The sequence below is a fragment of the Undibacterium sp. genome (genome assembly GCF_030683615.1).
Lineage (GTDB): Bacteria > Pseudomonadota > Gammaproteobacteria > Burkholderiales > Burkholderiaceae_D > Undibacterium > Undibacterium umbellatum.
Window position 1 is genome coordinate 16,826 of the sequence record NZ_JAUXQE010000007.1, and the last position, 21,346, is coordinate 38,171.

General features: G+C 49.7%; 19 protein-coding genes and 2 tRNA genes. 8 read left to right on the plus strand and 13 right to left on the minus strand.

Annotated features, from left to right (window positions below):
- The first annotated feature begins 80 nt into the window (after window positions 1–80).
- From Q8K39_RS04140 to Q8K39_RS04150, 3 genes are all read left to right on the plus strand, one after another.
- Window positions 81–920: a universal stress protein gene (locus Q8K39_RS04140; protein WP_186954545.1), complete on the plus strand. Its 840-nt coding sequence runs from the start codon at window positions 81–83 to the stop codon at window positions 918–920.
- A 122-nt stretch (window positions 921–1,042) separates the two neighbouring features.
- A complete protein-coding gene (locus Q8K39_RS04145) occupies window positions 1,043–2,971 on the plus strand; it encodes an MASE3 domain-containing protein (protein ID WP_305258418.1) in 1,929 nt (642 codons plus the stop codon).
- Between the two features lie 98 nt (window positions 2,972–3,069).
- The gene (locus Q8K39_RS04150; protein WP_305258419.1) at window positions 3,070–3,393 is read left to right on the plus strand and encodes a flagellar basal body rod C-terminal domain-containing protein; all 324 of its coding nucleotides are present in this window, start codon (window positions 3,070–3,072) and stop codon (window positions 3,391–3,393) included.
- A gap of 14 nt (window positions 3,394–3,407) precedes the next feature.
- Here the strand turns inward: Q8K39_RS04150 and Q8K39_RS04155 are convergent, their stop codons facing one another.
- The 13 genes from Q8K39_RS04155 to Q8K39_RS04215 form a co-directional block, all read right to left on the minus strand.
- Complete coding sequence (locus Q8K39_RS04155) at window positions 3,408–4,193, minus strand: sulfite exporter TauE/SafE family protein (RefSeq protein ID WP_305258420.1); 786 nt, start codon at window positions 4,191–4,193, stop codon at window positions 3,408–3,410.
- Window position 4,194: 1 nt separating this feature from the next.
- Window positions 4,195–5,598, minus strand: a complete 1,404-nt coding sequence (gene hemN, locus Q8K39_RS04160; RefSeq protein ID WP_305258421.1) for an oxygen-independent coproporphyrinogen III oxidase — start codon at window positions 5,596–5,598, stop codon at window positions 4,195–4,197.
- Between the two features lie 17 nt (window positions 5,599–5,615).
- Complete coding sequence (locus Q8K39_RS04165; protein WP_230413767.1) at window positions 5,616–5,873, minus strand: hypothetical protein; 258 nt, start codon at window positions 5,871–5,873, stop codon at window positions 5,616–5,618.
- A gap of 58 nt (window positions 5,874–5,931) precedes the next feature.
- A complete protein-coding gene (locus tag Q8K39_RS04170; RefSeq protein WP_186954541.1) occupies window positions 5,932–6,477 on the minus strand; it encodes a FixH family protein in 546 nt (181 codons plus the stop codon).
- A 9-nt stretch (window positions 6,478–6,486) separates the two neighbouring features.
- Window positions 6,487–7,899 carry a cytochrome c oxidase accessory protein CcoG gene (gene ccoG / locus Q8K39_RS04175; RefSeq protein ID WP_305258422.1) on the minus strand — a complete coding sequence of 471 codons (1,413 nt, stop codon included), beginning with the start codon at window positions 7,897–7,899 and terminating at the stop codon, window positions 6,487–6,489.
- Window positions 7,900–8,015: 116 nt separating this feature from the next.
- Window positions 8,016–9,017, minus strand: coding sequence for a cytochrome-c oxidase, cbb3-type subunit III (gene ccoP / locus Q8K39_RS04180; RefSeq protein WP_305258423.1), 1,002 nt, complete (start codon window positions 9,015–9,017; stop codon window positions 8,016–8,018).
- Window positions 9,018–9,019: 2 nt separating this feature from the next.
- Complete coding sequence (locus Q8K39_RS04185; RefSeq protein WP_186954538.1) at window positions 9,020–9,166, minus strand: cbb3-type cytochrome c oxidase subunit 3; 147 nt, start codon at window positions 9,164–9,166, stop codon at window positions 9,020–9,022.
- A 50-nt stretch (window positions 9,167–9,216) separates the two neighbouring features.
- Window positions 9,217–9,834, minus strand: coding sequence for a cytochrome-c oxidase, cbb3-type subunit II (ccoO, locus tag Q8K39_RS04190; RefSeq protein ID WP_305258424.1), 618 nt, complete (start codon window positions 9,832–9,834; stop codon window positions 9,217–9,219).
- 17 nt (window positions 9,835–9,851) lie between these two features.
- Complete coding sequence (ccoN, locus tag Q8K39_RS04195) at window positions 9,852–11,291, minus strand: cytochrome-c oxidase, cbb3-type subunit I (protein WP_305258425.1); 1,440 nt, start codon at window positions 11,289–11,291, stop codon at window positions 9,852–9,854.
- Between the two features lie 197 nt (window positions 11,292–11,488).
- A complete protein-coding gene (locus Q8K39_RS04200; protein WP_305258426.1) occupies window positions 11,489–13,408 on the minus strand; it encodes a SurA N-terminal domain-containing protein in 1,920 nt (639 codons plus the stop codon).
- 86 nt (window positions 13,409–13,494) lie between these two features.
- Window positions 13,495–13,571: transfer RNA gene (locus Q8K39_RS04205), tRNA-Asp, on the minus strand.
- 35 nt (window positions 13,572–13,606) lie between these two features.
- Window positions 13,607–13,682: transfer RNA gene (locus tag Q8K39_RS04210), tRNA-Val, on the minus strand.
- 51 nt (window positions 13,683–13,733) lie between these two features.
- Entirely contained in the window at window positions 13,734–14,006 is a 273-nt protein-coding gene (locus tag Q8K39_RS04215) for an HU family DNA-binding protein (protein WP_186954534.1), read from the minus strand.
- A 434-nt stretch (window positions 14,007–14,440) separates the two neighbouring features.
- Here Q8K39_RS04215 and nadB point away from each other — a divergent pair, with 434 nt between their 5' ends.
- From nadB to Q8K39_RS04240, 5 genes are all read left to right on the plus strand, one after another.
- The gene (nadB, locus tag Q8K39_RS04220) at window positions 14,441–16,048 is read left to right on the plus strand and encodes an L-aspartate oxidase (RefSeq protein WP_305258427.1); all 1,608 of its coding nucleotides are present in this window, start codon (window positions 14,441–14,443) and stop codon (window positions 16,046–16,048) included.
- A gap of 153 nt (window positions 16,049–16,201) precedes the next feature.
- The gene (locus Q8K39_RS04225; protein WP_305258428.1) at window positions 16,202–16,873 is read left to right on the plus strand and encodes an ABC transporter ATP-binding protein; all 672 of its coding nucleotides are present in this window, start codon (window positions 16,202–16,204) and stop codon (window positions 16,871–16,873) included.
- A 59-nt stretch (window positions 16,874–16,932) separates the two neighbouring features.
- Complete coding sequence (locus Q8K39_RS04230; RefSeq protein ID WP_305258430.1) at window positions 16,933–18,858, plus strand: HlyD family secretion protein; 1,926 nt, start codon at window positions 16,933–16,935, stop codon at window positions 18,856–18,858.
- Window positions 18,855–20,084, plus strand: a complete 1,230-nt coding sequence (locus Q8K39_RS04235) for an efflux RND transporter periplasmic adaptor subunit (protein WP_305258431.1) — start codon at window positions 18,855–18,857, stop codon at window positions 20,082–20,084. Before Q8K39_RS04230 ends, Q8K39_RS04235 begins: the two co-directional genes overlap by 4 nt.
- Window positions 20,081–21,316: an ABC transporter permease gene (locus Q8K39_RS04240; RefSeq protein ID WP_305258432.1), complete on the plus strand. Its 1,236-nt coding sequence runs from the start codon at window positions 20,081–20,083 to the stop codon at window positions 21,314–21,316. The genes Q8K39_RS04235 and Q8K39_RS04240 overlap by 4 nt, the downstream gene beginning before the upstream one ends.
- Window positions 21,317–21,346 lie beyond the last annotated feature (30 nt).

Consider the following 21,346-nt stretch of genomic DNA (forward strand, 5'->3'; position numbering starts at 1 on the left):
GTCGACTTTTGCCGGAATCATACCGGCAAAAGCATCGCTGAACTTGTTTTTTCCCACGATTTGAGATCAAGGAGCAAAACATGCCGTACAAAACCATCCTGGTTCATATTGATGAATCTGAGCGTTCAAATTTTCGCGTGCGTGTCGCGGCTGAAATCGCTATGTGCGACGAAGCGCATCTGGTAGGCACTGCAGTCACTGGTGTGTCACGTTTCATCTATCAGGATGGCAATATCAGCGCGAATGACCCCAATCTGACCATACACTTGAGTTATTTGCGCGAGCGTGCAGAAAAAGCGGTAGACAGTTTCAACCAGCAAGCTCAAGCAATCGGCGTCAACTCTTTCGAAAGCATGATCGCCAATGATGAAGCAGGCGGCGGCATCGGTTTGCAAGCCAGATATAGTGATCTAGTTGTAATTGGCCAAACCAATCGCGACGAGCCTTCGCCTTCCGTACTGCCAGACTTCCCAGAGTATCTGATCATGAATTCTGGGCGCCCAATATTGATTATCCCTTATGTCGGTGACTTCACGACTGTTGGCAAACGTCCCCTGATCGCCTGGGATGCCAGCCGTGAGTCAACGCGCGCCATTACAGACGCAATCCCCTTGCTGCGCCGTGCCGACTTGGTCCAGGTTGCGATTTTCAACCCCAAGTCCGTGCCAGACAGTCATGGCGAACAGCCAGGCGCTGACATTGCCCTGTATCTGGCAAGACATGGCGTCAAAGTCGAAGTTGGCGTGCATAAAACTTCGACCGATATCGGCAATGCCCTGCTCTCGCTGGCACATGATCTCGATAGCGATATGCTGGTTATGGGTGGATATGGTCATTCACGCTTCCGTGAAATGATCATGGGTGGTGTCACCAGAACTATTTTGCAAAGTATGACCGTGCCTGTGCTCATGTCGCATTAAGCGATTTTACCTGTCATCGTCAATGACACTCCTGCTTCAGGAGTGTCATTTTCATTTATAGCTGCCAGCATGGTGAACTGCCATTAAAATACTCACTTCCTTTATTATCAAATCAAAAAAACATGGCACATGACTATTCCAGACTGGTAACAGCGCGCTGGACTGCAGGTTTACTCGCAATCTTGTCGCTTCTTTTATGGTTGAATCATGCTGCTCTATCTGCCATGCAGATGCCAGCACCTTTGCCAGTACATACGGTGCTGGAAACCGTCACCATCGTCATTTTCACGTCAGTGTTTATTGTTTGCTGGAATGCTTTTGGCGGCTCCAGAAAAAAAAGTAGCGTCATACTGGCGGTCGCGTTTTTGTGTACTGCCATACTTGGGTTCATGCATGCCATCAGTTTCCAGGGCATGCCAGGCTTTCCTGACGCAGAGGATATGCATAAGTCCCTTCTGTTCTGGCTGCTGTCACGTTCATTCATTGCAACTACCCTGCTGGGCTTGGCAATGGCGCCACAAGACTCTGAGGTCAGTCCGCTACAAGCTTACTTTGTTCTGACTGCCGGGCTCCTGGCGACTGTAGGCTGGATGGTGATGGTATTTATGTTTCCACACTTGTTACCACTGACGTATATCGAAGGCGAAGGACAAACCTCATTCAAAATGGCCTGTGAACTTGGCCTGATCGCCATCAATTTGTTCACCGCCTACCGATTTAACAAGCAAGGCGCTGCCTCATCCCCAACAAATGAACTGGTAGGACGCCTGCAAATAGAACGTGCGCCCTTGTTCCTGGCTGCGATTCTGCTGGCAATCTCGGAGGTATATTTCGCTATTTATGTAAATGGCAATGATATCTTTGTCGCGGTGGGCCATGTATTTCAATTGCTGGCGGCAATCGCCATTTACCGGGGCATGGTTGCAGTCAACATTCATACTCCCTATGCCACTCTGGCGGAGACCAGCCAGAACCTGGCGCGCTCGGCGGAAGAGCTGAGTATAGAGCGCGAACGCTTGAGTCGCATGATAGACACTGCCATCGATGGCATCATCACGATCGATGAAACCCAATCCATCATTCTGGTAAACCCTGCCGCAGCAGCCATGTTTGGTCATGATGTGCAGTATTTGATGGGGGCTTCACTCAACACAGTATTGCCCGAACGCCATCGTCAGGTGCATGGAAGACACGTAAAGGAGTTTGGCGAAACCGGTGCAACCCGCCGGAAGATGGGTAGCAATTTTGAAGATTTTTATGTGACGGGCGTCAAGGCAAATGGTGAGGAATTTCCCATCGAAGCATCAATCTCCAGCCAGATAGAAAACGGCAGGCGTTTTTACACCGTGATCTTCCGCGACATCACGGAACGCAAGGTAGCCAAAGAAAAAATGGCGCTCTACCATGATGAATTGACGCAGTTGTCCGCTACCCTGCAAAGCATACGCGAAGAAGAACGCAAGCACATAGCGCGCGAATTGCATGATGACCTGGGCCAATTGCTGGCCGCCCTGCGCATGGATTTATCGTTACTGCAAAGGGATAGCATACTCACTGGCAAGACCCAGCAAACCATCAACAGTATGGACCAGTTACTACTGACATCAATCACAACCTTGCGGCGCATCGCCACTGATCTCAGGCCACGCGCACTGGATGAAGGTGGCCTGTATTTCGCACTACAGACCCTGCAAAAAGATTTTTCCATGCGTCATGGCATAGCTTGTGACTTGGAAGCCAATGAAGAACAACTGGCGCTAGACGATGCGCGCAGCACTGCCATCTTCCGCATCGTCCAGGAATCATTAACGAATGTGGTCAGACATGCGGCTGCAACAGAAGTACAAATTGTCTTTGAGCGTAATGCCTCCATGCTAAGTTTCAGTATTGCTGACAATGGCAAAGGGATAGAGGCTGAAGAAATGCGCAAGTCACGTTCTTTCGGCCTGGTCGGCATGCGCGAGCGTGTCAAGGCCATGCATGGCGAATTCTTGGTTGACAGCCAACCTGGTGAAGGCACCAGGTTGAAAATTAATTTGCCACTAAGTTAAGCAAATAAAATAAGCAATTTGATTAGCTGTGCAAACTTGTTCATTCCAGTATAAGCTTGCGTAAAGTCATATCGCATTGCATCGCAACTGGAGTATTCATGTCAGTCTCAGCACTCAATAGTGGCCTGTCTGGGCTCAAGGCTTATAGCCGCGCGCTGGACAGTGCTGGCCATAATGTGGCGAATGCCAGCACCTCAGGCTTTGTTCCTCAGCAAGTCAGTTTCCAGGAACAAGCTGCCGGTGGTGTCATTGCCAACATCAGCAAAGAAGGAAGTAGCCTGGCGTCTCAGGACTTGAGCGGTACTGATCTTGCAAATGAAATTGTACAATCCATACAATTCAAGCTGGGTTTTGACTTGTCAGCCGAGATCGTCAAAACGGCAGATGAGGTAATGGGTACGCTCATCGACATAAAGGCTTGAAGACTATCTGACGGTCAAGCTGCAGGCACCAGGCATAAGAAAGATGGCATATCCTTCATATCAAAATACCACAAACCCATAGCACCTATCCCCATCAAAATCGCTGCCGCCAGATAACGCAATCCACGCATGATGCTCTTATTGTGCGCCTGCTGCATGATCGCCTGCGTCAGTAATAAATGCGGTAGCGCAAACAAGCCAAAGATCAGCATCAGCAAACCGCCAGACCAGGCATCGCCAGACAAAAGAGCGAACGGGGCAACGCCATACAAGAGTCCGCATGGCAGGCAGCCCCAGCTCACCCCCAAAAGAAAAGGATATTTTGCTGCTTGCTGCAATGATGGCAATTTCCTGCTCATACGAGCATGCAAATTTGCCCAAACATTTTGCAGAAACGGCAGGCGTGGCAACAGGCCTGATATGCGCAAGGCGAGCAATATCAACATCAAGTTACCAATTACAAACAGGATTTGCTGGACAGGGAGATAAGGTTTAAACCACATGCCCGCAGCACCCAGCCCGCCGAGTATTGCACCGGCGATTACATAGGTAAAAATACGCCCGCTTTGCAACAGGCTTTGGTACAACACCCTCGAATGCAGACTGTCGGTAGCACCAACTTGCCTGCTCTCAGCCGCCACGGTAATGGGAATAACTTTGCTGACCGATGCTGCTGGTTTACCGCTCTTCTGCCCCGCCTGTGTCAACAGCATGGAAATACCACCGCACATGCCAACGCAGTGAACGCCGCCTATGGCGCCAGCGGTCATCGCGGCAAACACCAAAGGCAGGGTCAGCATATCAAATCAACTTGGAATATCTGGCACCTGATTGCTGCCCCAGATAGCGGTCAAATACCATGGCCAACGCGCGCACAAATAAACGCCCCCTGGCTGGAATACTGATGCTGTTGTCATCAATGACCAGCAAACCTTCTTTCGCATAGTCCTGCAACTTCAGCAATTCCGCAGCAAAGTAATCATGAAAGGAAATGCCGTACTGCATTTCCAGAAATTTGAAATTGAGCGTGTTGCTGCACATCAGGCTCATGATGACTTGCCGGCGCAAGATATCATCTGCATCAAGGTGATATCCTTTTTCAACAGGCAGTTTTCCTTGATCGAGGCAGGCATAGTACTCATCAAGGGTACGCAGATTTTGCCCATAAGAAGCCCCAATCTTGCCTATTGCTGATAAACCCAGCGCAATCAGGTCACAATCTGCTCGCGTGGTATAACCCTGAAAATTCCTGTGCAGGCTGCCATCCAGCGTCGCCCGTGCGAGGCTATCATCCGGTTTGGCAAAATGATCAAGGCCTATGTAAACATAACCTTCTGCCAGCAAGCGTTTTATCGACATCAGGAAAATCTGCAGGCGCTGTTCAGCCGATGGCAAATCTGCTTCGGCAATACGACGCTGCGGCTTGAAGCGCGTGGGTAAATGAGCGTAGTTATACAAGGCAATGCGGGCTGGTGACAGCGCGATTACCTGATCCAGAGTTTGCGAAAAACTCTCCAGATTTTGTTTGGGCAAGCCATAGATCAAGTCGAAATTAATCGATTGAAAACCACAGGCGCGACTATCTACCACGGTCTGCGCCACCATTTCGTAAGGCTGTATGCGGTGCACAGCTTTTTGCACATCGGCATTAAAGTCTTGCACTCCCAGACTGGTGCGATTGAAACCCAGCTCAGCCAATAATTGCAAAGTCTCAGTGGTGACTGTGCGCGGATCGATCTCTATCGATATTTCCGCATCATCGGCAAAGTCAAAATGCTCGCGCAGCATGTGCATCAACTGGCGCAACTCGGCATGACTAAGAAAGGTTGGCGTACCGCCACCAAGATGCAACTGACTTAACGTTTCACGCACATGCAAGTGCTCAACCACCAGCTTCAGTTCCTTGGCCAGATACTCCAGATACTTGGCTGAGCGGCCATGATCCTTGGTAATGACCTTATTGCAGGCACAGTAATAACAAAGTGAAGCACAAAACGGGATATGTATGTACAGCGACAATGGAGGCTTATTGACGAGCAGGCTACGCTCTTTTAGATACTGCATATAAGATTCAGCAGTAAAGCCCACCGCAAACCTGTCTGCCGTTGGATAGGAAGTGTACCGAGGCCCCAGGCTATCAAAACGGCGTATCAGGTCTTCCGGGATTTCTATCGCTGGAAATGCAGCCGGCTCGTTCATGTTCATGATGCGGTTCTCTATTTCTAGTGTGCTTTTTGCACAAGCAAAGCCGTCAAACCACTAGACAGAATTCCCAGCAACCAGAAGGCAAAAAAGCCTACTGTGTATGCACCAGTTTCATGCATTTGCAGGCGCCGATCCAAGACAATCAACTCCATCGGATCAACCATACTGAAGAACAAGCCTGTTGCCGCACAAGCCATCAAAAAAGCTGGCCACAAAACGATCATTAACATCGAACGTAACTGTGGTTTGCGTGGTGTGATAGTGCTATGTTCCAAATCCTGTCCCCTTCTAGTGATTATCCAGCCTTCGGTCAGCAAAATTCAGGGATAGGCCTCATTTTGCTGCATTCAGTTGTACTGGTTTTTGTCCTGGATCAAACCAGTCACCAGTCAGGCGCCAGTCGGTAGTCTCCAGTTTGATATGAAACAGCTTAACAGTGTCTTCGCCGACCTTTGGCATCAGTTTTAACTCACCTTCATAATGCCCGGGCGCTGTCTGCTTCAGAGGTAAGCGGCGTATGACTTCGCTGACCGAATTGCTTCCTTTTGCTGCATTGGCCAGGCTGAGCTGTATGGTTTCAGGCAAATTACCTTTACCACTCAGTTGCAGTCTTACCTTGCTATTGGTAAGGTCGGCATTGATATAGGCGTTCAGTTGTAGTTCCCTGGCCTTGGCATCACGCTGTATATCTTTATTGATCATCAAGCCTTGCTTGTAATAGTCCTCGGCCACGACTTTGTCAGCACCATGCATGGCGATGTAGCCGGTATAAATACTTGCACACACCACGAATGCAGGGCCGCCAGCAACCAGCAGCAACCATGGTTCTCTGTACCAGGTATCGCGCCTGGATTTTGGGGGCATCAAACTGGCTTCCATTTTTTTCTCCTATCGCGGAACGATAAATACGGCTTTCTCAGTCACCGTCACTTCTGGCGAGTCCAGATCCTTGATTACAAATCGTATGCGGTTAGAGCCCGTTGCTAACACTTTGGCAGGCACCCGTACCCTGACCGGGAATGCTTTAGTGCTGGCAGAATCAACTTCAAGAGTAGCAGAATTAACGATAACCGCACCAGCCGCGCCATGCACTTCGACACTATAGTGGCGTGCTGATTCCTGGGTATTCATCACTTGCAGGCGGTAGACATTCTCAATCGCGCCAGTTTCTGTGATTTTTGGCATGCTTCTATCCTTGAGGACATCCACCTTCAAGGGCGTATGCAGGGCCAGAGAGACGGCCGCCAGTAAAATGATCAAGCCTAGCAAGCCACCATAGATGAGCGTGCGCATGCGGAATACGCGCTTCCACATGGCTTTGTCATCCAGTTTGCGTGTCAGCGCATGCTCTGTGGTATAGCGTATCAGGCCGCGCTCATAACCCATCTTGTCCATGACCTGATCACAGCCGTCGATACAGGCACCACATGCAATACATTCATACTGCAAACCTTCGCGGATGTCGATGCCGGTAGGACAGACCTGGACACAAATCCCGCAATCGACACAATCCCCCATACCCTGGGACTTGTAATCAACCTTCTTGTTCCTGGATCCGCGTGGATCACCTCGCGCAGTATCATAAGTAACAATCAGCGTGTCCTTGTCGAACATGGCACTCTGAAAGCGCGCATAAGGACACATGTATTTGCAAACCTGCTCGCGCATCCAGCCGGCATTGCCATAAGTGGCAAAGCCATAGAACAGGAACCAGAATGTCTCCCAGGGACCCAGTGTAAAATCACCAACAGCGATCGCCAGCTCACGGATAGGCGTGAAGTAACCTACAAAAGTGAAACCAGTCCAAAGAGCCAGAGTAATCCAGATGAAATGCTTTAGGAATTTGAGTGAGAATTTTCGCGTCGACATGGGCGAAGCGTCCAGCTTGATCCGGGCATTGCGCTCACCCTCGACCTTGGCTTCTATCCACAAAAAAATCTCGGTGTAGACAGTTTGCGGGCAAGCGTACCCGCAGAATAATCTGCCAGCGATGGCAGTGAACAAGAACAGACTCAAGGCCGAGATCACCAGCAAGACAGCCAGATAAATAAAGTCTTGCGGCCACAAAACCAGGCCAAAAATATAAAATTTGCGAGCTACCAGATCAAACAATACCGCTTGTCTGTCATTCCAGTTCAGCCAGGCTGTACCATAAAATAACGCCTGCGTAAAAAATACCAATACCCAGCGCCAGGAAGAAAACCAGCCTGTTTGTGTACGCGGATAAATCTTCCTGCGTTCTTCAAAAAGCGCCAATTCAGCTTCTTCTATCGGCACCGGGATGATGGGTATGTGCTTCATCTTGATTCTGTTCTTCTTAGTAAGGCAAAAAAGCAGCGTTATTCAACGCGGGTGGGGCGTGCTGTATGATCATGCTCGTCCTTATTGTTGATTAACGCTGCTGTTGATATCAACAATTACTTGCTTGCCGCTGCTTCAGATGCAGTCGCAGCAATTTGCTTGACCGCGCCAGCATCTGCATCACTGATCTGGGCTGAGGCAGAGTTGTTCGACAAACCCCAGACATAAGCTGCCAGCAAATGTACTTTGCCTTCGGTCAAGATACCTTTGTGCGCTGGCATCTGATTACTGCGACCCTTGTTGATGGTTTCCATGACGCTGTCGATACCACCTCCATACAGCCAGACTTTATCTGTCAGATTCGGCGCACCCAGCGCCTGATTGCCCTTGCCTTCACCACCATGGCAAGCAGCACAGGCAGCAAATTTAGATTTACCCAAAGCAGCCTTGATAGGATCATGGGCAGAATTCGACAAGCTCAGCACATAATTGGAAACGTTCCTGACGTCATCATCCGTACCCAGCGCTGCACCCATAGGTGGCATCTGACCGTGGCGACCTTCTCGTATGGTGGTCAAGATTGTTTGTGGATCACCGCCATACAGCCAGTCATTATCCGCCAGATTCGGATAACCCTTGCCGCCTTGCGCATCTGAGCCATGACATTGGGCACAGGTATTGAGGAACAGACGCTGACCAATGTCCCGTGCTTGCGCATCCATGGCAACTGCTTTGATATCCATGGCAAGGTATTTGTTAAAGATGGGACCATACTGCGCCTCTCCATCCTTCATTTCTTTTTCATAGGCTCCCTGTTGGCTCCAGCCAAAAGTACCCTGCCACTTGCCAAAGCCAGGATAGACCACAAGATAGCCCACGCTATATACCACTGTCAGATAAAACAACCACATCCACCATTTGGGCAGGGGATTGTTTTGCTCCATCAAGTCACCATCCCAGACATGGCCTGTAGTTTCTGCTGGCAAAGGCTTGCCATCACTACCTACCTTCACCTTGACCTTGGATTGTGACCACAACAGTAAAACACAGGCCAGCATGGACAAGGCCGTGACGATGGCGATACCGGTACTCCACCATTCATTAAAAAAGTCTGCCATGGCTATTTTCCATTCTCATTATCAATTGGCAAGCGTGCCATTTTTTCGAATTTCTCCTTATTCCTGGCACTGAATGCCCAGTAAATAATGCCAAGGAATACGATGAGGCTGACGACCGTTACAACGCTGCTGATTATTGTGAAATTCATTTCATTTCTCCCCGAAAGGCCGGGCCATTAATGTCCCGGCTATTCCTTTATCAATTCTTGCTCTTGATCGCGGTACCCAGCACTTGCAGATAGGCGACCAGCGCATCCAACTCGGTTTTGTTGGCCACATCAGCCGAGCTTGCCTTGATTTGTTCGTCGGTATAAGGAACACCCAGGGTTTTCATGGCCTGCAATTTTGGAGCAATCGCATTTGCATCCAGTTGAGTCTTGGCCAGCCATGGGTAGGCGGGCATATTCGACTCCACTACCACTGAGCGAGGATCATTCAAATGGTCCCGGTGCCAGCTATCACTGTAACGACCACCTACCCGCGCCAGATCCGGGCCAGTACGCTTACTACCCCACTGGAAAGGATGGTCATAAACAGATTCCCCAGCGACGGAATAATGGCCATAACGTTCAGTTTCAGCACGGAAGGGACGTATCATCTGCGAATGGCAACCATAGCATCCCTCCCTTAGATAAATATCACGTCCAGCCAGTTGCAGTGCCGAATACGGCAGCATTCCCTGTACTGGCTGAGTCGTCGATTTTTGAAAGAACAAGGGTACGATCTCAACCAGACCACCAACACTGATCGTCAGAATCACCAGCACCAGCAACAAGCCGACATTGCGTTCAATCAGATCATGAGTAAACTTACGCATCAAATTTCTCCTTTGATTTATGCATGTGCTGCATTAGCAGGCAAAGCCGGGATCGCATTATTGACAGGCTTGGCAGCCATGATCGTTTTGGCGACGTTGTAGGCCATGACCAGCATGCCACCCAGATACAGCAAGCCACCCGCCATACGTATGACATAGTAAGGGTAAGTCGCTTTCACGCTTTCCACGAAGGAATATGTCAACGTGCCGTCTTCGTTGACTGCGCGCCACATCAGACCTTGCATAACACCAGCAATCCACATCGATGCGATGTACAAGACAACCCCAATTGTCGCCACCCAGAAATGCACTTCGATGAGACGCTTGCTATACATTTGAGTTTGACCAAACAGGCGCGGGATCAGGTAATACAAGCTACCGATGGTAATGAAGCCAACCCAGCCCAGAGCGCCAGAGTGAACGTGGCCTACAGTCCAGTCTGTGTAGTGAGACAAGGCATTGACAGTCTTGATCGCCATCATCGGTCCCTCAAAGGTCGACATGCCATAGAAAGACAGGGACACGATCAGGAAACGCAGGATAGGATCAGAGCGCAACTTACTCCAGGCACCAGACAGTGTCATGATACCGTTGACCATGCCACCCCATGACGGAGCCAGCAAAATCAGCGAGAACAGCATGCCTATGGATTGTGCCCAGTCTGGCAAGGCGGTGTAATGCAAGTGATGCGGACCCGCCCACATGTAAGTGAAGATCAATGCCCAGAAGTGAACGATGGACAGGCGATAAGAGTAAACCGGGCGCTCGATTTGTTTGGGAATGAAGTAATACATCATCCCCAGAAAGCCAGCAGTAAGGAAGAAGCCTACCGCATTGTGACCATACCACCATTGCACCATTGCATCCTGCACACCGGCATAAGCAGAATAGGATTTCATGAACGACACGGGCATGGCTGCACTATTGACGATATGCAAAACAGCTACCGCAATGATGAATGCGCCGTAGAACCAATTGGCTACATAAATATGCTCAACCTTGCGTTTCATCAGCGTACCGAAAAACACCACGGCATATGATACCCAGACCACGGCGATCAGCAAGTCGATAGGCCATTCCAGTTCTGCATATTCCTTACCCTGGGTATAACCTAAAGGCAAACTAATGGCTGCCGCGACGATGACCAGTTGCCAACCCCAGAAAGTGAATTCGGCAAGACCATCAGAAAACAAGCGAACATTGGAGGTACGCTGTACGACATAATAAGAAGTCGCAAACAAGGCACTACCGCCAAAAGCAAAAATCACGGCATTGGTATGCAAGGGACGCAAACGCCCATAGCTTAGCCAGGGTATCCCCCCAAGAAATTCCGGCCAGGCAAGTTGAGTTGCAATCACCACGCCCACGAGCATGCCGACTATTCCCCACACCACTGCCATGACAGAAAATTGCCGTACAACCCGATAGTTGTATGTGTTTTCTTTAGTTATTGTCATGATCTCACTCTGTTGTAAAAATACACTGCAAGAATAACAATCGGACTGCACGGCTACATTGATACACATCAAATATTGCCGGATTCAAAGTCGATTGCTCGCGAAAGACAACATTAGCAAGATTAGACAAAATTTTAATTTTTGACAAAAAAAAGACACCTCGAAGGTGTCTTTTTCCAACAGCAGAAAGTACAGAATTATGGTGCTGCCGTTACTGGCGCTGCTATTGCGGCTTTATTGATGGTGACTTTTGCTCTTTGCTTCAGCAATTCAAGATAGGCATACAGGTTCTGTGACGATTGCATGCCAGCCAATTGCTGTGCCTCGGAAGCACGGCGCTCTTTGTCAGCCGTACCTGGGCTGACCTTGCCTATGCGGAAAATAACATAGCCAGCCGTACCCAGCGATGTCCCAACGAACGCCGGCAGCTTTTGAGTATCTGCACGCATCAAATCAAGCAGAGCAGCAGGAGGAATATCCTGATTTTTCAACCGCGATACCATTTTGGCATCTGTAAATCCAGCCGTTGCATCTGCTGCTTTCAATGCAGCCAGTTTGGCGATACCTTCTTTTTCAGCCAGCGCAGCTGCTTCGGTTGCGGTTACTTGCGCCTGAATTGACGCCTTGACTTCTTCAAACGGACGTTTGGATGCGGCTTTGTATTCAACAATGCGACCAGCAATCAAAGTATTCGGGGCAACTTCTACTGCCTCTGTATTGTGTTTTTTCTTGACCACATCATCAGAGAAAATCGCCTTCAGGAATTTAGGATTATTGGTTTCCACAGTCGCTGGTAAGCCTGGTTTGCTGTTACGTGACAAGCCATTCACCGTTTGTATTTTCAGTTTCAACTTTTCGGCCGCGGGCTTCAAGCTATCGCCTTGCTCGTACAAGACATTGGTAAATGTCTCTGCAGCTTCTGTGTAAGCTTTGCCTGCTTTTTGCTTCTTGATATCAGCAGCAATCTGCACCTTGACTTCATCCAGTGTTTTGACACCGGCAGGCTTGATGCCGGTTACTGTGATGATGTGAAAACCATAGTCAGACTGCACCAGTTCGCTGATATCACCTTGCTTGAGCTTGAATACACTTTCATCAAACTGCGGAACCATCATGCCTTTGCCAAAGAAATCCAGATCACCGCCTTTTTCTTTAGATCCTGGGTCATCAGAATTTTCTTTTGCCAGTTTGGCAAAATCTTCTGGCTTCTTGCGCAGTTGCGCCAGGATATCGGCAGCTTTGGCTTTCGCCTTGGCTTTATCAGCGGCACTGCTATCCTTGGCTACGGCGATCAGAATATGGCTGGCGCGACGCTGCTCTTCTGTCGTATAGGATTTTTCATTAGCTTTGTAGTAGGTCTGGACATCGGCATCAGACACTGTCGTTTGCTCAGCCAGCACTTCACTATTCAAGACGACGTATTCAGCATTGATTTGTTCCGGGATCACGAACTGCGCCGAATTTTTTTCATAATAGGCCTTCAGCATCTCATCAGTGATCTTGACACGATCAGCAAAATCACCAGGCTTGTACATCAACATCTGTACTTCACGTTCTTGCTCATTAATCGCCGAGAAGCGTTCTGCCACCGTTTTAGGGACAAAAGCACCAGCCTGAACAGGTGCAAGCAATTGCTGGAGCACCATATCCTGACGCAAACGCTGCTCAAACATCAGCGGTGTCATACCCTGCTGTGCCAACACGCGTGTGTATTCCTCATTGTTAAAATGACCGTCAGCCTTCAGCATGCCTGGTGATTTGGCAATTTTATCTTGCAAAGTGGCATCGGCAATTGTCAGTTTTTTAACAGCAATCTCACCAGCTATCGCCTTGCGGTCTATCATTTCATCCAGAATGCTCTGTCTTGCTTCTAGCGTATTGAGCATCTTTGCATCAAATTGCGGGCCATACATTTGACGCATGCGATCCAGTTGATCTCTCAGTGCCTGATCGAACTCAGCCTGAGTAATAGGAGCGCCAGCGACCTTTGCAATACCCTCCTCTTTACCAAAGGAACGCAAAACGTCGGGATTGCCGAATAAAACAAGAGACGGCAAAATCAGAACAGCTAACAAAATTTGCATTAAGCGCTGATGGGTACGAATAAATTCAAACATGTTCAACCAATCACGTGGCTAAGTATCACAATAACAATTTGACGAATACAAAAAAAGGCGAACTTTCGTTCGCCTTTTCGATTTTCTGGCGGAGCGGACGGGGCTCGAACCCGCGACCCCCGGCGTGACAGGCCGGTATTCTAACCAACTGAACTACCACTCCTTTTTTACTGCATGAAACTATATTTTGCTTGATACTGGTGGGCGCTGAGAGGCTCGAACTCCCGACCTAAGCCTTGTAAGGGCTCCGCTCTACCAACTGAGCTAAGCGCCCCACACATACAAACAAACATCGCGGCACATGTCACTGGGCCACGAAAGAGCATTAGTTTACCGCATCTTTCAAAGCTTTGCCAGGTTTAAATTTCGGAACCATGGCAGACTTGATCTTGATTGGTTCACCAGTTTTAGGATTGCGGCCGGGCCTGGCAGCACGTTTGGCAACAGAGAAGGTACCAAAACCGACCAAAGTTACCGTGCCTTTTTTCTTCAATGTGGTTTTTACCGCGCCGATCACTGCATCCAGCGCACGCGACGAAGCCGCTTTGGAAATATCCGCTGTTTTCGCAATATGATCGATCAACTCAGTCTTATTCACTTATAGCCCCCTCACAAAAATTTGAATTTCGTGATGATGTATTCGATTATTTTATTGGTCGTGCATCTATCACGGCAAGCAGGAAATCTGCATCCGGTATTAGAGCAAGCCGCCAAGCTTTGTGTCAAGCTGTTTGCAAGCTTTCTTGGCAAGTTTGATGATTTGTAATTTGCTTATACAAATTTTCTGCGTTTCAAGGACTAAGTTAAGTGCAAAAATTCAGATAGCTACTTTTTTTTGCTGCGTGGAAAAGCTACTCTCTCCTTGATCCTGAATTAGAATGCAAGCAGCATATTGTGCAGTCATTCCAAAATCAGGATACGGTATGAACTAAAGTTATAGAAAGCCCTGACCGTCATCCTGCTGCGAGTTCGGGACATGGGCACTGGGAAAACCCTTGGGTAATAAACACCCAAATACAATCACAAAAGATAATGAAGAATTTTGACGTAGCAATTGTAGGTAGTGGACTGGCTGGCTTATCTGTCGCTTTACATCTGGCACAAACACGCAAAGTCGCGATTATTTCCAAACGTGAATTACTGGATGGCGCCAGTAACTGGGCACAAGGTGGCATTGCTGCCGTGCTGGATTCCCACGATAGTCATGAGCAGCACATATCAGACACGCTGATAGCTGGTGGCGGCCTCTGTGATGAAGGCGCCACCCGCTACATCATCGAACATGGCCGCGAAGCGATAGACTGGCTGATAGAGCAAGGTGTGCCGTTCACCCGTGATGAAGAAGCAGAACTCGGCTTTCACCTGACACGTGAGGGTGGCCACAGCCAGCGTCGCATCATCCATGCAGCCGACGCTACTGGTCATGCTGTACAAGTTACACTGGAACAAAAAGTACGCAATCACCCCAACATCAGTTTGTTTGAACATCACTATGCGATTGACGTGATTACGACTGCAAAACTGGGCGATACATCGTCTACACCACATTGTCTGGGCCTGTATGTGCAGGACGTAAAAACCGGCAAAGTGCACACCTTTGCCGCGCAACATACCGTGATGGCCACTGGCGGTGCAGGCAAAGTTTATCTGTACACCACCAATCCTGACACGGCAACCGGTGACGGTATCGCCATGGCCTGGCGTGCTGGTTGCAGGATAAGCAATATGGAGTTCATCCAGTTCCACCCTACATGCCTGTATCATCCATTTGCCAAATCATTTTTGATTACAGAGGCCGTGCGTGGTGAAGGTGGCATCTTGAAGTTACCCGCCGAAGCTGGCGCAGCAGCAGGCAAACGCTTCATGACCAATCATGATGAACGCATGGAACTGGCACCGCGCGACGTGGTTGCCCGTGCGATTGACTTTGAAATGAAAAAACGTGGTCTCGATTTTGTTGAGCTTGATATCAGCCACCAGCCGCCAGAGTTTTTGAAGGAACACTTCCCCACTATTTATGCACGTTGTCTGGAATTAGGCATAGACATCACCAAACAGGCCATACCAGTGGTCCCTGCAGTTCACTTCACTTGTGGCGGTGTCGTCACTGATACAGATGGCCGCACTGATTTGCCTGGACTATATGCCGTTGGCGAAACTGCATATACGGGCTTGCATGGCGCAAATCGCCTGGCCAGTAATTCTTTGCTGGAATGCCTGGTAGTAGGCCGCGCCGCAGCCAAACATATAGAAGCCCAGGAGCGTGCCAACGTCATTGCCCTGCCTGACTGGGATGAAAGCCGGGTTTCGGATGCAGATGAAGAAGTAGTCATTGCCAATAATTGGGATGAGCTACGTCGCTTCATGTGGAATTACGTGGGTATAGTCCGCACCACCAAACGCCTGGAACGCGCCAAGCACCGCATACGCCTGCTGAAGGAAGAGATAGACGAGTATTACGCCAATTTCCGCATCTCGAACAATCTGCTGGAGTTGCGCAACTTGGTAGAGGTGGCCTCACTGATCGTCAACAGTGCCTTATCGCGCCGGGAAAGCCGTGGCCTGCATTTCAGCCGTGACTACCCTGATACCCTGCCCAAAGCCCTGCCAACAGTGCTGTCGCCAAAGCGTAAAAAATAGAAAATTACAAAAATCAAGCCAGTATTCCACCCATAAAATCAATAGCCATTTGACAAATTAAATTATCACCGTGATACTGCCCTGCATATTCGCTGGGCGTTATCACTACACTTTTTTCTGGCGAGATTCACACGGCTCAATAGAAAAATTTGCATGATAAAACTCAGTCAGATACGTAAAACATATACGCAGGGCGGCAATGAAATTCGGGCGCTTGACGGCATAGATTTACACATTGCCAGCGGCGAGTTTGTCGCCATCATGGGCCCTTCCGGTTCAGGCAAATCCACATTACTGAACGTCCTTGGTGCACTCGACCGACCTGATCATGGTAGCTACTTGCTGAATCAGGAAGACATCAGCATCATGAATGACGATGCCGCATCTGATATTCGCAATCGCAATATTGGCTTCGTCTTTCAATCCTTTCATTTATTGCCGCGCCTGACTGTGCTGGAAAATGTCTTGCTGCCGCAGCGTTACAGCAAATTACCAGATGCTCAGGCAGAAACACGCGCCCGCCAATTGCTGGAGCGCATAGGTCTGGCAACCCGCATGAACCACCGGCCAGGTGAATTATCTGGCGGCCAGTTGCAACGTGCTGCCATCGCCCGCGCCCTGCTAAATCAACCTGCCCTATTACTAGCAGATGAGCCGACTGGAAATCTGGATTCAAAAAGTGCCGCCGATGTATTGAGTCTACTAAGCGAATTGCACGCTGGCGGTCAAACCCTGGTGCTGGTCACACATGATCCCGCTGTCGCCGCAAGAGCACAAAGAACTATCCACCTGGCGGATGGCAAGGTTGCGGAGATGGCTGCATGAAGCACTTGCACAAATATATGCCACTGTCATCCATAAGCCTAAGCATATTGGTCGCATTCATGACTACACCAGCGCTGACCTCTGCCACGGCCATTACACCCGCAAACACAGCCAGCGCATCGCCATCATCAGTAGCAAAAAACCGCCCGGTTTTATTGACTGGCGAGGTGATTGCCAAAGATTCGCAAACCATCTTTGTGCCGCCATCGAATGCCGCTCCGGTGGTGCTGCGCAACTTCATTGCGGAAGGAAGTAAGGTAAAAAAAGGGGACCTGGTGTTGCGCATAGAAACGCCCGATAGTTCAAATATAGAACAATTGGAAATTGGCATGCAGCAAACCAGGGCCAAGGCCGAAGCTGAAGTAGCCAAACTTGAAGTCACCGCACTTGAAGCAGAAAAAAACCTCATTACCGCTAAATCTGCACTCGCAAAAGCATTAGTAGATGCTGCATTGCCGAAGTCGCAAATTTCTGGACTGGATTTTGACAAGCACCAGGGGGAAAAAGAAAGATCGGAACGTGATCTGCAAGTGAAACAACTGGCATTTGACAATGCCCAAAAATCCATCGTCAGGAAAAAATCAGATGCGGATCTGGAACTGAAGAAGCAAGAAATCAATATCAATTACCTGAAAACACAATTGACGCGCTCAGAAGTGCGCGCCGCTCAGGATGGTTATGTCGTACACGGCTACAGCAAATGGCGTAACGAAAGACTGGAAGAAGGCTCCAGTGCTTTCCCTGGCAATAGTGCCGGCCAGATCATAGGTTCAGGCCAGATGGAAGTCAGAGCTTGGGCACTGGAAGCGGACAGGATCTACTTAAAACAGGGGCAAGCCGTCAAACTAAAGTTTGACGCCCTGCCTGGCATTGAAGCGCTCGCCAGCATCGCACTAATATCGAACGCCCCTGAAGAACATAATACCTGGGGCTATGGCAGATACTTTCGTGTCGACATCAAACTGCCAGAGCAGCAGGATTTTAATCTGGTGCCTGGCATGAGTGTCCTGATAGAACCGGCTGCGCACATCAACAAGGTCAACAGCAACGCTCTCCCGAACAACAAAGAAATGACGATAGAAGGCGAGATAAAGTCGCGCAGCATCACCTCTGTAGGTCCGCCATCCATACCCTACATCTGGCAATATACGTTGGCGAAAATTGCCCCAGAAGGTAGTGTAGTCAAAGCAGGGGACATGATTGCCATGTTTCAGGCGGCAGAAGTACCGACCAAGCTCGCCAATCAAAAAAGCCAGCTCAATGAAAAACTGCGCGCATTGGAAAAATTTAAGCTGGAGCAAACCGAGGGAGAAAAAGCAGCTGATCTGGCGGTCGCAGAAGCCCAAAGCAATGCTGAAAAAGCCTCGCGCAAAGCCACCATGCCAAAAGAATTGATCCGGCGTGTGGATTACGACAAGCTGGTGATAGAAAAATCACTAAACAGCGAACTGGCGGCTCTTTCCTTGAAACTGCACACTTCGCAGGCACGCGCCCGCAAGGCTGAAAAAACTGGGCTAGAAACAGAAATAGCCATGCTGCAAGGAAAAATTGACGCTCTGACCAAAGGACAAAAAGCCCTGACCGTGCTGGCGACAAAGCCTGGGATGATCATTTACAAAAGTAATTTTGAAGGTGAAAAATTTACCACCGGCAGTCAAGTCTGGATTGGTTTATCCATCGCCAGTGTAGCTGATCCAGATAAATTATTTGTTTTGGCCAAAGTGCCCGAGGCTCAATCAAACTCAATTAAAATTGGACAGAGTGCGCGCATCAACATACCTGCCGCAAATTTGACAGTAGCAGCGCGCGTAAGCGGACTTGGCAATGTGTTCCATAGCAAATCGACTTCACAACCAGTTATCGTGCGGGATATAGAGCTGGAATTCGATCAAATGCCTAAAGGCCTTAAGCCCGGTGCGGCAGTGCAAGCAATTCTCAGCACATCAGGAGCAGAAACCATCGTTGCCGGAGCAGTCAAAAAATGAGAATTATCCCTCTCGTCACCTGTGTGACAATGACCCTGAGCATTCTGGCGTGCACCAACAAACAGGATCAAGCTCAGCTTGCAACTGAAACTTTCGCCCCCAGAATCTGGCAAGAAAACCTAGTCGTTGACGGCGAAATCATCGCCGCCAACAAAACCCCGCTGACTGTACCTGGTCAGGGCTGGGATAGTCGTACCCTGATAGAAATGATACCCGAAGGTAGCCTGGTAAAAAAAGACCAGGTCATCGCCCGTTTTGATGCACCCAAATCACGCATGGAATTGTCGCAGGCCGAACTGGAATTATTGCGCAAAGAGTTGGCAGCAGAATCCATACTTGCCAGCGATACCAGTAGCCGTTCCACTCTGGCTGCAGACAGTGCCAAAGTGCAGACTGATTTGCTCTTGAGTGAACGCTATGCCAACGCAGACCTGGCGATTTTTTCCCGCAATAAAATACTGGATGAATTGCAGGATAGCGGATTCCTGAAAAACAAGCGCACTTACTTGGATTGGAAAACAGGGCAAGTGCAGGCGCGTAGTGCTGCGGAACAGGCGGTATTAAGCTCACAGAAAGAAAGTGTCAACTTAAATGCCAGTCAGCACAAGAAAAACCTCGATGCATTGGAGTTAATGGCACCGCACGATGGCGTTTTCCTGCTACAAGCAAGCTGGGATGGCGCCAAACCTCAAGTAGGTTCCAGTTTCCGCCCCCGCGAAGAATTTGGTTCACTGCCCGACCTTGATCAACTGGTTGCCAACTTCAACATAGAAGAAGGCCGCACCTTTGGCCTGAAAGTTGGCTTACCAGTTAAAGTGCGCCTGGCTGGCAGCGGCCAGGAAATTGAACTCAGCATCACCAAGGTCGGCAATAGCGCCAGCGTCACTTCACGCGACTCCCCCGTCAAGTTCATCAGCTTCGAAGCCGCTTTCAAGAAAGAACAAGCGCAAAGCCTGGCACTGAAACCCGGGCAGGCATTGTTAGGTACAGTCAGCCTGATCAACCAAAGCAAAGCCATGACGGTGCCCAACATCGCTCTCGTGCAAGATGGCCCCAACTTCGCTACCTATGTCAAAGACGGCGATCAGCTCAAACGCCAGACCGTGGTCCTGGGACAGCGCGGCCCGGTGCGCAGTGAAATCAAATCCGGTATCAGCCAGGGCAATCAGATAGTCTTGCTGCCTGAAGTAAAAGATAAAGAAAAAACCAAGGATACTCATTCATGAACCGTGCCCTGATCCTGGAAGCCGTCAATGAACTGCAAAGACGTAAATTACGCACCGGCCTGACTTTATTGGGCATGATATTTGGCGTGGCCGCCATCGTCGCAATGCTCGCCGTGGGTGAAGGCAGCCGCCGCGAAGCCTTGCGCCTGGTGGCTGAGCTTGGCCTGGACAATGTCATCATCGAAAGCAAAAACATCGATGACAAGCGTCTGAAAGAAATACGTACTCGCTCGCTGGGCCTGTCAGTAGCAGATGCAGATGCAGCACTGGCGGTCGTGCCTGGTGCAAAAGCCGTGGCATTGAAAAAGGAAATCAAGGTTGACCAACTGGTTAGCGGTAACACTGTTGTCCCTGCCCGCGCCTTTGCTGTATCGGACTCCTACGCTGAACTCGGTGGACTGCAAATAGGCCTGGGTCGCTGGCTAAGCCAGCAAGATGATGCCAGTCTGGCCCCAGTCTGCGTGATAGGTCCACGCCTGGCGCATCAACTTTTTGGCGACAAGAACCCTGTTGGCGAACGCATCAAACTCAATCACGCCTGGCTAGAAGTTGTCGGCGTGCTGGCTAACCGTGCACTCAGCAAATCAGAATTTGAAGGTGTCAAACTGGGACTGGACGATGAGCGCCTGTTTGTCCCCTGGCAAACAGGGCGCGCCCGCTTCAACTTCACCGCACTGGAAAATGAAGTCGATGGCATGAGCTTGCGCCTGGATGGTCAGACCCCGCCAGACATCGCCGCACGAGTCCTGCAAAACTTGATTGAGCAAAGGCATGCGGGAAGTGACGACACCAACCTCATCGTACCCATGGGCTTGTACCGGCAGAATCAGCAGACCCAGCGCATATTCACCATCGTCATGAGTTCGATTGCAGCTGTATCCTTATTGGTGGGCGGGATAGGCATCATGAATATCATGCTGGCCAATGTACTCGAACGACGCCGTGAAATTGGCTTGAAACGTGCCCTTGGTGCGCGCAGACGTGATGTCATACAGCAGTTTCTTGCCGAAGCCCTGGTCATCGCCTTTAGCGGGGCTTTGCTAGGTGTATTGCTGGGCGCGATAGCGGCATACAGCATCGCCGCACTGGCGGGCTGGTCAGTTGCCTGGTCACCTTTCAGCCTGTTTATTGCCGTCAGTTCTTGCGTGGCAGTTGGCCTGGGCTTTGGCGTATTCCCGGCACGTCAGGCTGCGGAACTGGACCCGATTGCGGCATTGCGGACGGATGGCTGAAGCAACTCCATCTGCATCGTCGACTGTAAT